Here is a 14561-nt window from a genome sequence, read left to right as displayed (position 1 = left end):
GAACATCATCAACCGTGACTTCCAGGCTGCGGCGCCCAACGAGAAATGGCTGACCGACATCACAGAGTTCCAGATCCCTGCAGGCAAGGTCTACCTGTCACCGATCATCGATTGCTTCGACGGGATGGTGGTCAGCTGGACCATTGGCACGAGCCCGGATGCTGAGCTGGTCAACACGATGCTGGATGCTGCTATCGAGACGGTGGCAGAGACCAACGATCGACCTGTGGTCCACTCCGACCGCGGAGGACACTACCGCTGGCCGGGCTGGCTATCGAGAATGAGCGAGGCCAACCTTACTCGTTCGATGTCCCGCAAAGCCTGCTCGCCTGACAACGCGGCGTGCGAGGGCTTCTTCGGTAGGCTGAAGAATGAGCTGTTCTATCCTCGGGACTGGAAGAGCGTCACGATCGAACAGTTCATTGGGGTGGTCGACGACTACATCCGTTGGTACAACGAGAAGCGGATCAAGATCTCCCTGGGGGCCCTCAGCCCGATCGAATACCGGGTGAGTCTTGGACTTGCGGCATAAAACCAGTCCAAGTTTTTATCCGCACCCCCGTATTCCCAAAAACAGGTGCATTTCCGCCAGCTCCGAGCGCAGACAGGTAGAAGTTTCCAGCTGCATCCCGTGCAAACCCGGTAAAGCTGTACGACCAGCCTGAACTCCATGTCTGTGTTGGCTGCCGAACAGTGGAGACCAAACCAGCAGGCGTAACTTTACGGATAGCACCGTTGCCTTCCAACACGTACAAGTTGCCCACGGCATCCATCGTGATGGCTTGAAGTTCCACAAAACGCGCAGCGCTACCCTGCCCGTCCACAGCCTGGCTTGACTCTTCCGAGCCGGCCAGTATCGTCATCTCGCCCGCAGGCGAGACTTTGCGAATCACAGGCTGGTTACGGTCAGCGATATAGATCGTCCCCTGTGCATCCACCACCAAGCCAGAGGCCAGGTAGACAAACGAAAACGCCGGAGTGGGTAGCCCCCGGGAACTGATGGCATTGACCAAAGTCTCCATTTGGCCGTTTGCCCCCAGCTTGCGCAGCTGGTTATTGGCGGTGAAATACACCGTACCCGCAACGTCCACCGCCAAAGGTTTGCCAACATGGCAGAAAACCATCGATGAACTCTGGCAGTTCCAATTGGTCGAGACGTTTGCCAGCGTGGTAACCGCGCCTTGAGGCGTCACCTTGCGTATGTATTCTCCGTTGTCAGAAACGTACCAGTTGCCCTTGGTGTCCGCCGCAATAAATTGCGGATTCAGAAACTTGGCGGCTACCCCTTGCCCGTCAGCGAATGCCGCGACCATATCGCCACCGGCAGCGGTACTCACGGTGCCGTCAGAAGAAATTTTGCGCACCGCGTGGTTGCCAACCTCGGCCACCATGAGATTGCCCGCAGGGTCCACCGTCAGACTTTGGATGCCATAGAAGGTTGCGTTGCCGCGAGCTCCATCCAGGTTTCCAACGCCCCCCACGTCACCCGCAAAGAGGGCGATTTTTCCAGCCACTGCCGGTGGTGGGCTGACGTTGTCTCCTCCTCCGGAACCGCCACAGGCCTGCAAAGCTACGAGACTCGCAAACGTTACCGCGTGCCCGGTAAAGCGGGCCAAGTTCATCCATTTCAAAGTCGACTCCCTGGTTTGTGGGCGCCAAGCCAAAATTGGCTTGCGCCTTCTTCACTGTATTCACGGCAACTGGGCGTGGGAGCCCAGTCCGGAGCAAGTGTGTTGTCGAGAATACTGGATTGAATCGCCCGACCCCCATGTCAGTTTCCACCTGTAACAATGAGCCCAATGCGCCTTTGATCATCTTCCAGGCGAAAAAAGCCCCCTGCAGCAGCCCATGCAGAGCTGCGCGGTGCGGGCGGATCGTGGCCAGCCCAGCGGGCTCCTGTCAGGCGCCAAACATGCCCAGCAACTGCTCTCGTGGCACCGCTTTGCTGAACAGAAAGCCCTGAGCCAACTGGCATCCTTCCGCCGCCAGGAAGTCTGCCTGCTCGGGCGTTTCCACGCCTTCCGCCACCACCTCCTGGTTCAAGCAGCGCGCGATCGACAAGATGGCCTTGATGAGCTCGGCCCTGAAATGGTCAGTGGTCGCGGAGTGGATGAACGATTTGTCGATTTTGAGCGTATCGATGGGGAAGCGGGCCAGATAGGACAGCGCCGAATACCCGGTGCCGAAGTCATCGATCGCGATGGTGGCCCCCATGTCGCGCAGGGCCTGCAGAGCCTTGACTGCAACACCGTCCTCGTCAAGGAGCAGGCTCTCGGTAATCTCAAACTCCAGCCACTGGGGCTTGCAACGCGTTTCGGACACGATTTCCTTCACCTGCGCCACCAGGCCGGAGGCCTGGATCTGACGGGCCGACAGATTGACCGCCACCTTGCGTGGCTGTGTGGCCCCGGCATTCCAGGCGACGGCGGTCGAGCAGGATTCGCGCAACACCCAGGCGCCCAGCTGGTTGATCAAGCCAGCGTCTTCTGCCACCGGGATGAACAACTCCGGAGACACCTGGCCCAGGCGAGGATGCGTCCAGCGCAAAAGCGCCTCACAGCCGACCGTTGCGCCGGACGCCAGCAGCACCTTGGGCTGGTAGTGCAGCGCCAGTTCACCGCGCTGGAGCGCTCGGCGCAGGTCGAACTCCAGGGTCAGCCGCTGCTGGGCATGCTCGGTCATATCCCTGGAGTAAAACCGGAAGCTGTTTCGCCCGGAGCGTTTGGCGGAGTACATCGCCGAATCTGCGTACTTGAGCAGCTCTTCTGCCGCCTCACTGTCCGTCGGGTACACCGCAATACCGACACTGCAGGAGACGAAAATTTCCTGCCCCTCCAGCCAAAAGCTCTGGTTGAAGGCGGTCTTCACCTTCCCCGCCACACGCGCCAGATGGCTGCCGGTATGGATCTTTGGCAACAACATGCCGAACTCGTCCCCTCCCAGCCTGGCTACGGTGTCATAAGTGCGCACACTGGCGCGCAGGCGCAGGGAGACCTCCTTGAGCAACGCGTCTCCCGCCGCATGGCCCATGGTGTCGTTGATCTGCTTGAAGCGGTCCAGGTCCACCACCATCACACCCGCCTGAGCGCGGTGGTAGGCCGCATCCTTCAGCATTTGCGCCAGCCGGTCATGGAACAGCACGCGGTTGGGCATCCCCGTCAGCGCGTCGTAGAAAGCCATCTGGTGGACCTTGTCCTGGTAGGCCTTCAGTTCACCGATATCCCGCCCCACCAGCAACACGCTCGAGACGCTGGCGTCGTCATCCAACTCGGGGGTCAAACTCACCAAACTGCAGATGCGGCGCCCCAGCGCATCGGACCATTGCAGCTCCAACTCGACAGGCGTCTTGCTGTCCACCACCTGCACCAGATGTTGCGCCAACTTTGCCCCAACCTCTTGCCCCCAGAGCGCATGGGGCGAGCATCCCAGCGCGCCGGTGTCAAGCCGCCCCACCGCCTTCAGCAACACCGGGTTGGCATACCGGCAGCCGAACTGAAGATCAAAACGGGCAATCACATCGGGAGAGTTTTCGACCAGGGTACGGTACTCACGCTCCCGCAAGGTCAGCTCTTCCTGCAGTTCCAGCCGTTGCGTTACGTCGCGGGAGACCGTAATGAAATGCGGGCGCGCATCCACGCTGGTGCGCATTTGCGATACCGACAGTTCAAAGCAGCGCGGGCCCAGAGAGGTCGCAACCGATATGACATGGCCCAACGACACGCCTTTGTGCTCTGCCTCCGCAAACGCCATCTCGGCAATCGCCACACTTTCAGGAGACAGCACTTCCTGCAGCGTCCGCCCCAGCAAAGCCTCCCGGCTGGCCGCCAATAACTCGGGGTTGCGCGTCCAGATATTCAGGTAACGGCCTTCCCGGTCGGTTTCGAACAACAAGTCCGGAAAGGCATCAATCACCCCCTGGGCAAAGGCCAGCGCTTTCTGGAGTTCACTCTCGGTGTGCTTGCGGTCCGTGATATCTCTGGAATATCCCACCGTGCCCACCACCTTGCCATGCTGGTGCAGCGGAGACTTCCACACCTCCATCCAGCGCCGCTGCCCGTGCTCATCGACGTACAGCTCTTCCACGTAGTGGGCCACGCCCGCCGCCATGACAGCCTTGTCGTCGGCCACATACGTTTCCGCCAAATCCTTGGGGAAGAAATCGAATTCAGTCCGGCCCTCCAGTTCCGCCGTGGAGGCCACCCGCGCCACTCTGGCGTACGCGATATTGGCTGCCAGCAAACGGCTGTGCTCGTCCTTGAGCCAGACAAAAAATGGGAACTCGTCCAGCAGCGTGCGCCAATACTGCTGGCGCTGCTGAAGGGCCTCCTGCATTCGTTGGGCTTCCGACATGTCGCGAACGATGGAGACGGCAAACAAGCGCCCCTCCCGCCGCAGCGTCACACCGTGCACCTGCACGGCAATCTGTTTGCCGCTCTGGGTCTTGTGCACCGTGTCGATAACGAAAGCCTGGCCCTCCGGGCTTTGCAGTATTTCCTGGCACCGCTCCCTGGAAATGTTCGGATCGATGTCCGGCGGCCCCATCGTCAGCAGCGCCTCGCGGCTGTATTCCAGGGCGCGGGTGGCGGCATCGTTCACATAGAAGAAGCGGCCCTCTTCGCCCAGTATGAGTACGGCATCCTGATACAGGTCCAGCCCCTTACCCAGCAGCACCCAGGCAAGGTTCGGGTCATCGTCAGGCTGAGCGGCGATGGTTGGCGTTACGGGCATCCTGCTTCCAGATCAACAATCTGCTGGTGGTCGTCGTACGCCCGCCTGGGAGACCGGCGATCGCTTCAGTCAATACCAATCAGCAACATTTTGCAACGATTGCAGGGGCGCGCAATGCGCAAAAGCCCGAACCGTTACCGGTTCGGGCTTTGTCTACCAGCTAGAAGCTGAGAAGCTGGCTACTTATTTCTTCTGCGGCGGAACATCCGTGCAGCTGCCGTGCGCAATCTCCGCCGCCATGCCGATGCTTTCGCCCAGCGTGGGGTGCGGGTGGATGGTCTTGCCGATATCCACGGCGTCGGCGCCCATCTCGATGGCCAGGGCGATCTCGCCGATCATGTCGCCCGCATGCGTGCCGACCATGCCGCCGCCCAGGATCTTGCCGTGGCCATGGGCCTCGGGCGAGTCGTCGAACAGCAGCTTGGTCACGCCCTCGTCGCGGCCGTTGGCGATGGCGCGGCCAGAAGCCGTCCAGGGGAACAGGCCCTTCTTGACCTTGATGCCTTGCGCCTTGGCCTGGTCTTCGGTGAGGCCCACCCATGCCACTTCGGGGTCGGTGTAGGCCACCGACGGAATCACGCGGGCGTTGAAGGCGGCGGAGGCCAGTTCCTTGTTGCCCTGCAGTTCACCAGCAATCACTTCTGCCGCCACATGCGCCTCATGCACCGCCTTGTGCGCCAGCATGGGCTGGCCCACGATGTCGCCGATGGCGAAGATGTGCGGCACGTTGGTGCGCATCTGGATGTCGACGTTGATGAAGCCACGGTCCGTCACGGCAACGCCGGCCTTTTCGGCGGCAATCTTCTTGCCGTTGGGTGTGCGGCCCACAGCCTGCAGCACCAGGTCGTACACCTGCGGCTCGGGGGCGGTGCCGCCCTCTTCTGCCGGGGCGAACGTGACCTTGATGCCTTCGGGCGTGGCTTCGGCACCCACGGTTTTCGTCTTCAACATGATGTTGTCGAAGCGCTTGGCATTCATCTTCTGCCAGATCTTGACGAGATCGCGGTCGGCGCCCTGCATCAGGCCGTCCATCATTTCGACCACATCGAGGCGCGCGCCCAGCGTGCTGTACACGGTGCCCATTTCGAGGCCGATGATGCCGCCGCCCAAAATCAGCATGCGCTTGGGCACTTCCTTGAGCGCCAGGGCGCCGGTGGAGTCGACCACGCGTGGATCGTCGGGCATGAAGGGCAGGCGCACGGCCTGACTTCCGGCGGCGATGATGGCCTTCTTGAAGGCGATGACCTTCTTGCTACCCGTCTTCTCCTGCGCGGTGCCGGTGGTTTCTTCCACTTCGAGGTGGTTGGCGCCGACAAAGGCTCCGTAGCCGCGCACGGTGGTCACCTTGCGCATCTTGGCCATGGCGGCCAGGCCACCGGTGAGCTTGCCGATGACCTTTTCCTTGTGGCCGCGCAGCTTGTCGATGTTGACGGCAGGGGCGCCAAAGTCCACGCCCAGGTCGGCCATGTGGCTGACTTCGTCCATGACGGCCGCCACGTGCAGCAGCGCCTTGGAGGGTATGCAGCCCACGTTCAGGCACACGCCGCCCAGGGCTGCGTAGCGCTCGACGATGACGACCTTGAGGCCCAGGTCTGCGGCGCGGAAGGCGGCGCTGTAGCCGCCGGGGCCGCCGCCGAGCACGAGCACGTCGCAGTCCAGGTCTGCCGTGCCAGCAAAGCTGGATGCTACTGGATTGATAGCTGCTTGCGCTTGTGGGACGGGCGCTGTAGCCGCTTTTGGATCAGAAGCTGCTGCTATGGGTGCTGCTGGAGCGGGTGCAGCCACGGGGGCTACAGTGGCGGCGCCCTGCACTTCCAGCGTTAGCACCACAGCGCCTTCGGCGATTTTGTCGCCCAGCTTCACTTTCAGCTCCTTGACCACGCCAGCATGGCTGGACGGGATCTCCATGGAGGCCTTGTCAGACTCCACGGTGATCAGGCTCTGCTCTGCTTTGATGGTGTCGCCGGGTTTGACCAGCACTTCGATGATGGCCACTTCGGCGAAGTCGCCGATGTCGGGCACCTTGATGTCGATGATTGCCATGTGTTTTGCCCTTTCGTTACATCACGATGCGGCGGAAGTCCGCCAGCAGCGAGGCAAAGTACACGTTGAAGCGTGCGGCGGCCGCGCCATCGATCACGCGGTGGTCCCAGCTGAGCGACAGCGGCAGCATCAGGCGCGGTGCGAACTGCTTGCCGTCCCATTTCGGTTCGATGCTGCTCTTGCACACGCCCATGATGGCGACTTCTGGCGCGTTGATGATGGGCGTGAAGTAGCGCCCGCCAATACCGCCCAGCGAGCTGATGGAGAAGCAGCCACCGGTCATGTCGGCCGGACCGAGCTTGCCGTCGCGCGCCTTCTTTGCCAGGTCGCCCATCTCTTGCGAGATCTGGACGATGCCCTTCTTGTCGGCGTCGCGGATGACGGGCACAACGAGGCCGTTGGGCGTGTCGGCCGCAAAGCCGATGTGGAAGTACTGCTTGAGCACCAGCTGGTCGCCGTCGAGCGAGCTGTTGAACTCGGGGAACTTCTTGAGCGCGGCCACGGCGGCCTTGATCATGAAGGCGAGCATGGTGACCTTCACGCCACTCTTCTCGTTCTCTTTGTTGAACTGCACGCGGAAGGCTTCGAGGTCGGTGATGTCCGCGTCGTCGTGGTTGGTGACGTGCGGGATGACGACCCAGTTGCGGTGCAGATTGGCACCACTGATCTTCTTGATGCGCGAGAGGTCCTTGCGCTCCACCGGGCCGAACTTGGTGAAATCGACCTTGGGCCAGGGCAGCAGGTCGAGGCCGACGCCGGAACCGCCCGTCGCTGCAGGAGCCTTGGCAGCTTGCGCCTTGGTCTGGGCCGCGCCTGCCATCACCTGCTTGGTGAAGGTCTGCACGTCGTCTTGCGTGATGCGACCCTTGGGTCCGGTGCCCTTGACTTCGTCGATGGGCACGCCCAGTTCACGGGCGAACTTGCGCACCGAGGGCGATGCGTGCGGCAGGCCCGCTGTGGGCGTGCCAGGCTGGTGGGCGGGCACGGAGGCCGTGGCAGCGACCGGTGCAACGGCTGCTGCAACCGGTGCGGGGGCTGCAACAGGCGCAGCAGCGGGAGCCGCCGCCGGCGCTGTGGGCGCTGCAGCGGCAGCAGGCCCATTGCCCGCCACGCCTTCCAGCATGGCCACGAGGTCGCCGATGTTGACGGTGTCCCCAATCTTGACCTTGAGCTCCTTGACCACGCCAGCGGCGGGCGACGGAATCTCCATGGAGGCCTTGTCGGATTCGACGGTGAACAGCGATTGTTCGAGCTTGATGGTGTCGCCCACCTTGACCAGCAACTCAATGACGGCCACGTCCTTGAAGTCACCGATGTCGGGCACGCGCACTTCCACCGGGCCTGCAGTTGCAGGGGCTGCAGCGGGTGCAACCGGTGCTGACGCAGCGGCTGCAACGGGGGCGGGGGCAACAGCTGCAGGGGCTGGCGCAGCAGCCGGGGCTGAGGCAACCGCGTCTGCCGACTCGACCACGGCAATCACAGAACCCTGCTTGACCTTGTCGCCCAAGGCGATCTTGAGTTCCTTGACCACGCCTGCGTGGCTGGACGGAATCTCCATCGATGCCTTGTCCGATTCGACGGTGATGAGCGACTGCTCAGCCTTGACCGTGTCGCCCACCTTGACCAGCAGTTCGATCACGCCCACTTCGTCGAAATCCCCGATGTCCGGGACTTGAATGTCTACCAATGCCATTGTTGTCTCCGTTCGGTTTACGCGTACAGCGGGTTGACCTTGTCGGCCTGGATGTTGTACTTGGCGATCGCCTCAGCCACCTTGGTGGCGGGCAGCACGCCGTCTTCGCTCAGCGCCTTGAGCGCAGCGACCACGATGTAGTGGCGGTTGATCTCGAAGTGCTCGCGCAACTTGCTGCGGAAGTCACTGCGGCCAAAGCCGTCGGTGCCCAGCACCTTGTAGGTACGGCCCTTGGGGATGAACGGACGAATCTGCTCTGCATAGGCCTTCATGTAGTCGGTGGATGCGACCACGGGGCCTTGCGATGCGGACAGTTGCTGCGTGACGAATGGCACCTTCGCTTCTTCGGTCGGGTGCAGCAGGCTCCAACGCTCGGCGTTCTGGCCGTCGCGGGTCAGTTCGTTGAAGCTCGGGCAGCTCCACACCGAGGCGGCGACGCCCCAGTCCTTTTCGAGCAGTTCTTGCGCAAAGAACGATTCGCGCAGGATGGTGCCGCTGCCCAGCAGTTGCACGGTGGGCGCGTCCTTGGGCAGTGCGGGCGCCTGTTTGCACAGGTACATGCCTTTGATGATCTGCTCTTCGGTGCCGGGCTGCAGGCCCGGCATGGGGTAGTTTTCGTTCAGCAGCGTCAGGTAGTAGAAAACGTTCTCCTGGCGCTCGACCATGCGCTTCATGCCGTCGTGCATGATCACCGCGACTTCGTGGGCAAAGGTCGGGTCGTAGCTCACGCAGTTGGGGATGGTGTTGGCCAGGATGTGGCTGTGGCCATCTTCGTGCTGCAGGCCTTCGCCGTTGAGCGTGGTGCGGCCCGAGGTGCCGCCCAAGAGGAAGCCACGGGCCTGCATGTCGCCCGCCGCCCAAGCCAGGTCGCCGATGCGCTGGAAGCCGAACATCGAGTAGTACACGTAGAACGGGATCATGATCCGGTTGTTCGTGCTGTAGCTGGTGGCCGCCGCGATCCAGCTGCTCATGCCGCCGGCTTCGTTGATGCCCTCTTGCAGGATCTGGCCGGCCTTGTCTTCCTTGTAGTACATGACCTGGTCTTTATCGACCGGGGTGTACTGCTGACCTGCGGGGTTGTAGATGCCGATCTGGCGGAACAGGCCTTCCATGCCGAAGGTACGGGCTTCGTCCACCAGGATGGGCACCACGCGCGGGCCCAGGGCCTGGTCGCGCAGCAGCTGCGTGAGAAAGCGCACGTAGGCTTGCGTGGTGGAGATTTCGCGGCCTTCGGGCGTAGCCTCCAGGATGGCCTTGAAGGTGTCCAGCGCAGGCACGGTGAAGCTCTCGTCGGCCTTCACGCGGCGGTGCGGAAGGTAGCCGCCCAAGGCCTTGCGGCGCTCGTGCAGGTACTTCATTTCCGGGGTGTCGTCGGCGGGCTTGTAGAAGGGCAGTTCGGCAAGCTGGCTGTCGGGGATCGGGATGTTGAAACGATCGCGGAAGGCCTTGATGTCTTCGTCGCTGAGCTTCTTGGTCTGGTGAACCGTGTTCTTGGCTTCGCCAATCTTGCCCATGCCAAAGCCCTTGACGGTCTTGACAAGCAGGACGGAAGGCTGGCCGCCATGGTTTTGAGCGGCATGGAATGCGGCATAGACCTTTTGCGAATCGTGGCCGCCGCGCTGCAGGTTCCAGATCTCGTCGTCGGTCATATGCTCGACCATCTTCAGGGTGCGCGGGTCGCGGCCGAAGAAGTTCTTGCGCACGTAGGCACCGTCGTTGGCCTTCATGGCCTGGTAGTCGCCGTCGTTGGTTTCCATCATGAGCTTGCGCAGCGCACCATCATGGTCTTTGGCGAGCAACTCGTCCCAGCCCTTGCCCCAGATGAGTTTGATGACGTTCCAGCCCGCGCCACGGAACTCGCCTTCGAGCTCTTGAATGATCTTGCCGTTGCCACGCACGGGGCCGTCCAGGCGCTGCAGGTTGCAGTTGATGACAAACACCAGGTTGTCGAGCTTCTCACGCGCTGCCAGGCCAATGGCGCCCAGGGATTCGACCTCGTCCATTTCACCGTCACCACAGAACACCCAGACCTTGCGGTTTTCGGTATTGGCGATGCCACGGGCGTGCAGGTACTTGAGGAAACGCGCCTGGTAGATGGCCATCAGCGGGCCCAGGCCCATCGACACCGTGGGGAACTGCCAGAACTCGGGCATGAGCTTGGGGTGCGGGTAGCTCGACAGGCCCTTGCCGTCCACTTCCTGGCGGAAGTTGAGCAACTGCTCTTCGCTCAGGCGGCCTTCCAGGTAGGCGCGGGCATAAATACCGGGCGATACGTGGCCCTGGATGTAAAGCAGGTCACCGCCGTGGTTTTCGCTCTCGGCGTGCCAGAAATGGTTGAAGCCCGCGCCAAACATACTGGCCAGCGAGGCAAAGGAGCCGATGTGGCCACCCAGATCGCCACCTTCGGGCGGGTGATGGCGGTTGGCCTTGACCACCATGGCCATGGCGTTCCAGCGCATGTAGGCGCGCAGGCGCTGTTCGATTTCAAGGTTGCCGGGGCTGCGTGCCTCCTGGCTGGGCTCGATGGTGTTCACGTAGCCGGTATTGGCCGAGAACGGCAGGTCCACGCTGTTCTGGCGGGCGTGTTCCAGCAATTGCTCCAACAGGTAGTGGGCGCGCTCGGCCCCCTCTTTGTCGATGACGGCGGACAGCGCATCCATCCACTCACGGGTTTCCTGTTGGTCGGTATCGGTGGCGGGCGCGTTGCCGTTTCCGGCCTGAGGGTCGGGCTGAGCTGACATGCTTTGTCTCCTGTAGGTGTGGCAGCAATTTAGTACGTTGGCTCTAGTTTCGCATATTTTTTTAGAATTTCAAATGGTGCCCATGCATTTCATATTGCAAGAAAATGCTGCGAACGCACATTGCACATGCCCCGGATTCCGGGCTACGCTTGAAGGATGGATTCCCTGCCCCCTCACCCCTCCCCCACAGCCATGGTCGTGGCAGCGCCCGCCCGCTGGTGGCGCAAGTGGTGGCGCGGGTTGTCGCCTACCCGGCAGGACCGGTTTGCAGCGCTGGCACCCTTGGCTGCCGTGCTGATGTTTCTGGCCGCCATCGTGGCGGCGTTCTGGTATTTGCGCGCCGAAGAGGCCGAGCGCGAACAAGAAGCCCTACGGCGTGACGTGGAATACGCGCAACAGCGTGTGCGCCTGCGGCTGCTGGAGCGGCAAGAACAGCTCATGCGCATTGCGCGTGACCTGTCCAACCAAGAGCTGGAACGCACAGAGTTTGTGAGCCGTGCCGAAAGCCTGATCAGCCAATACCCCGAACTGCAGGCGATCACCTGGATCGACGAGCGCCGCCGCATCCGCGCAAGCCATGCGGCACCCACGCTGGCCAGCAGCGAGCTGCGCATTGCCGGCGAAGTGCTCAAACCCGGCGACACGGCCGACACCTTTGGCCTGGCCCGCGACCTGCAGCAGCCGGTGTATGCCCAGCCCGCCGCAACCTCGGGCGATTCAACCCCGCTGCTCCAGCTGCAAGTGCCCTTGAACAACCAGGGCAAGTTCAGCGGCGTGGTGCTGGGCGAATACTCCATCGACAGCCTGCTGCGCTACGGCACGCCGACCGAAGTGCTGGCGCGCTACGCCGTCACGCTGCTCGATGGCAAGAATCAGGTGCTGGCCGGAACCCCCCTGGGACCGCGCAACACGGCCACACAGCTCCTACCTTGGTCACCCCGTGCCAACGAATACGAGGTCCCCGTCTCCCCGGTGGGCAACGGGCTGGTGCTCAAGGCACAGGCCTACCGCACCTCGCTGGGCGTGGTGGGCAGCGGGCTGTTCTGGCTGGTGGGCACGCTGAGCGCGATGACAGCCTGGATGCTGATCGCCACCTGGCGCCACACCCGCCGCCGCATGCAGGCCCAGCAGGCCCTGGTGGCCGAGACGAACTTCCGCCGCGCGATGGAGAACTCCATCCTGACGGGCATGCGCGCGCTGGACATGGAAGGCCGCATTACCTATGTGAACGCCGCCTTCTGCCAGATGACTGGCTGGAGCGAGGCCGAATTGGTGGGCCTGAAAGCACCCTTCCCCTATTGGCCCGACTCCGACCACGAAGCCCTGCACGCCAAGCTGCGCGACGAACTGTCCGGTAAAACGATCGTGGGCGGCTTCCAAGTGCGGGTACGGCGCAAAAGCGGCACTCTCTTCGATGCGCGACTGTATGTGTCGCCCCTGATCGATGCGCACGGCCAGCAGACGGGCTGGATGACGTCGATGACGGACATCACCGAGCCCAACCGCATCCGCGAACAGCTTTCCGCATCGCACGAGCGCTTCACCATCGTCCTGGAATCGCTGGACGCCTCGGTGTCGGTGGCCCCGCTGGGCAGCGAAGAACTGCTGTTCGCCAACAAGCTCTACCGCCAATGGTTCGGCTCGCAGACCGGCGGCCACCTGCAGCTGGTGGCGCAGGCGGGCGTGGTGCCCGTGGCGGGCACAGAGCATACGGGCATGGACGACGAAGACGGACTCATGGGCCTGCCCACCGACCCACTCACCAGTGCCCGCACCGAGAACGCCGAAATCTACCTGCCCGACCTGGGGAAATGGCTGGAAGTACGCTCGCGCTACCTCAACTGGGTGGACGGCCGACTGGCCCAGATGGTGATTGCCACCGACATCACCCCCCGCCGCCAGGCCGAGGAGCAGGCGGCGCGCCAGGCCGAGCGCGCCCAATCCGTCAGCCGCCTCATCACCATGGGCGAGATGGCCTCCAGCGTGGCGCACGAACTCAACCAGCCGCTCACGGCCATCAACAATTACTGCAGTGGCATGGTCTCGCGCATCCAGAGTGGCCAGCTGACCGAAGAAGCGCTGCTCACGGCACTGCAAAAGACCGCCCACCAGGCCCAGCGCGCGGGCCAGATCATCCAGCGCATCCGGGCCTTTGTGAAGAAGAGCGAGCCCAACCGCACCCTGGCCGACGTGCATTCGATGGTCAACGAAGCCGTGGAGCTGGCCGACATCGAGCTGCGCCGACACAACGTGCGTCTGACTCACTATGTGGCCGCCCGCCTGCCGCCCGTGATGGTGGACACCATCCTGATCGAGCAGGTGCTGGTCAACCTGATGAAGAACGGCGCCGAAGCCATCCAGCACGCCAACCGTCCACCGTCGGGTCGCAGCGTGGAACTGCGCGTGGTGCCCAAACACGTCGAAGACCGCGAAGTGGTGGAATTTTCGGTGCAGGACACCGGCAAGGGCCTGGCCCCCGAAGTGCTGGAGCGCCTCTTCGAAGCCTTCTTCTCCACCAAGGAAGAAGGCATGGGCATGGGCCTCAATCTGTGCCGCAGCATCGTCGAGTCGCACCAGGGCAGGATGCTTGCGGAGAACCTCTACAATGGATCCGAGGTCACGGGCTGCAAGTTCTCCTTCTGGCTGCCGCTTGCCAAGCCTGCTGATGCCACTACAAATTCTGTAGCAAACATTCAAAAACCAAGGACAATTGCATGAGCTTGATTCCGAAAAAAGGCACTGTCTACGTTGTGGACGACGACGAGGCAGTTCGCGATTCCCTGCAGTGGCTGCTGGAAGGCAAGGACTACCGGGTGCGTTGCTTTGATTCGGCCGAGACCTTTCTCTCACGCTACGACCCCCGCGAAGTCGCCTGCCTGATTGTGGACATCCGCATGGGCGGCATGACGGGCCTGGAGCTTCAGGATCGACTGATCGAGCGCAAGTCCCCCCTGCCCATCGTGTTCATTACAGGCCACGGCGATGTGCCCATGGCCGTGAACACCATGAAGAAAGGCGCGCTGGATTTCATCCAGAAGCCTTTTGACGAAGAAGAACTGGTCGGACTCGTCGAGCGCATGCTCGACCACGCCCGCGAAGCCTTCGCCGGCTACCAGCAGGCCGCCAGCCGCGATGCCCTGCTGTCCAAGCTGACCAGCCGCGAAGCCCAGGTGCTCGAACGCATCGTGGCCGGTCGCCTGAACAAGCAGATTGCCGACGACCTGGGCATCAGCATCAAGACGGTGGAGGCGCACCGTGCCAACATCATGGAAAAGCTCAACGCCAACACCGTGGCCGACCTGCTCAAGATCGCCCTCGGCCAAAACGCCCCCAAGGGTTGATACTCACATTTTGAT

The 14561-nt window shown here is 62.4% G+C and carries 8 protein-coding genes; 3 read left to right on the top strand and 5 right to left on the bottom strand.

The window, feature by feature from the left end:
• Positions 1-532 (top strand): IS3 family transposase (locus NFX52_RS15430; protein ID WP_252635712.1); only part of this gene is annotated, 532 nt, incomplete at its 5' end.
• Here NFX52_RS15430 and NFX52_RS15425 read toward each other — a convergent pair.
• From NFX52_RS15425 to aceE, 5 genes are all read right to left on the bottom strand, one after another.
• Positions 489-1631, bottom strand: coding sequence for an NHL repeat-containing protein (locus tag NFX52_RS15425; RefSeq protein ID WP_156358639.1), 1143 nt, complete (start codon positions 1629-1631; stop codon positions 489-491). The two genes, NFX52_RS15430 and NFX52_RS15425, sit on opposite strands and share 44 nt — an antisense overlap.
• 268 nt (positions 1632-1899) lie before the next feature.
• Positions 1900-4728, bottom strand: coding sequence for a bifunctional diguanylate cyclase/phosphodiesterase (locus NFX52_RS15420; RefSeq protein ID WP_082437339.1), 2829 nt, complete (start codon positions 4726-4728; stop codon positions 1900-1902).
• Positions 4729-4911: 183 nt separating this feature from the next.
• On the bottom strand, positions 4912-6771 hold the full coding sequence (lpdA, locus tag NFX52_RS15415) for a dihydrolipoyl dehydrogenase (RefSeq protein WP_055395898.1): 1860 nt from the start codon (positions 6769-6771) through the stop codon (positions 4912-4914).
• Positions 6772-6787: 16 nt separating this feature from the next.
• Positions 6788-8464, bottom strand: coding sequence for a dihydrolipoyllysine-residue acetyltransferase (aceF, locus tag NFX52_RS15410; RefSeq protein ID WP_055395896.1), 1677 nt, complete (start codon positions 8462-8464; stop codon positions 6788-6790).
• A gap of 17 nt (positions 8465-8481) precedes the next feature.
• A complete protein-coding gene (gene aceE / locus NFX52_RS15405; protein WP_055395894.1) occupies positions 8482-11205 on the bottom strand; it encodes a pyruvate dehydrogenase (acetyl-transferring), homodimeric type in 2724 nt (907 codons plus the stop codon).
• 156 nt (positions 11206-11361) lie between these two features.
• Here aceE and NFX52_RS15400 point away from each other — a divergent pair, with 156 nt between their 5' ends.
• Positions 11362-13923: a PAS domain S-box protein gene (locus tag NFX52_RS15400; protein WP_055395892.1), complete on the top strand. Its 2562-nt coding sequence runs from the start codon at positions 11362-11364 to the stop codon at positions 13921-13923.
• On the top strand, positions 13920-14546 hold the full coding sequence (locus NFX52_RS15395; RefSeq protein ID WP_007848524.1) for a response regulator transcription factor: 627 nt from the start codon (positions 13920-13922) through the stop codon (positions 14544-14546). The genes NFX52_RS15400 and NFX52_RS15395 overlap by 4 nt, the downstream gene beginning before the upstream one ends.
• Positions 14547-14561 lie beyond the last annotated feature (15 nt).

It is taken from the genome of Acidovorax facilis, from assembly GCF_023913775.1.
Lineage (GTDB): Bacteria > Pseudomonadota > Gammaproteobacteria > Burkholderiales > Burkholderiaceae_C > Acidovorax > Acidovorax facilis.
This window is presented reverse-complemented; position numbering and strand designations above follow the sequence as displayed.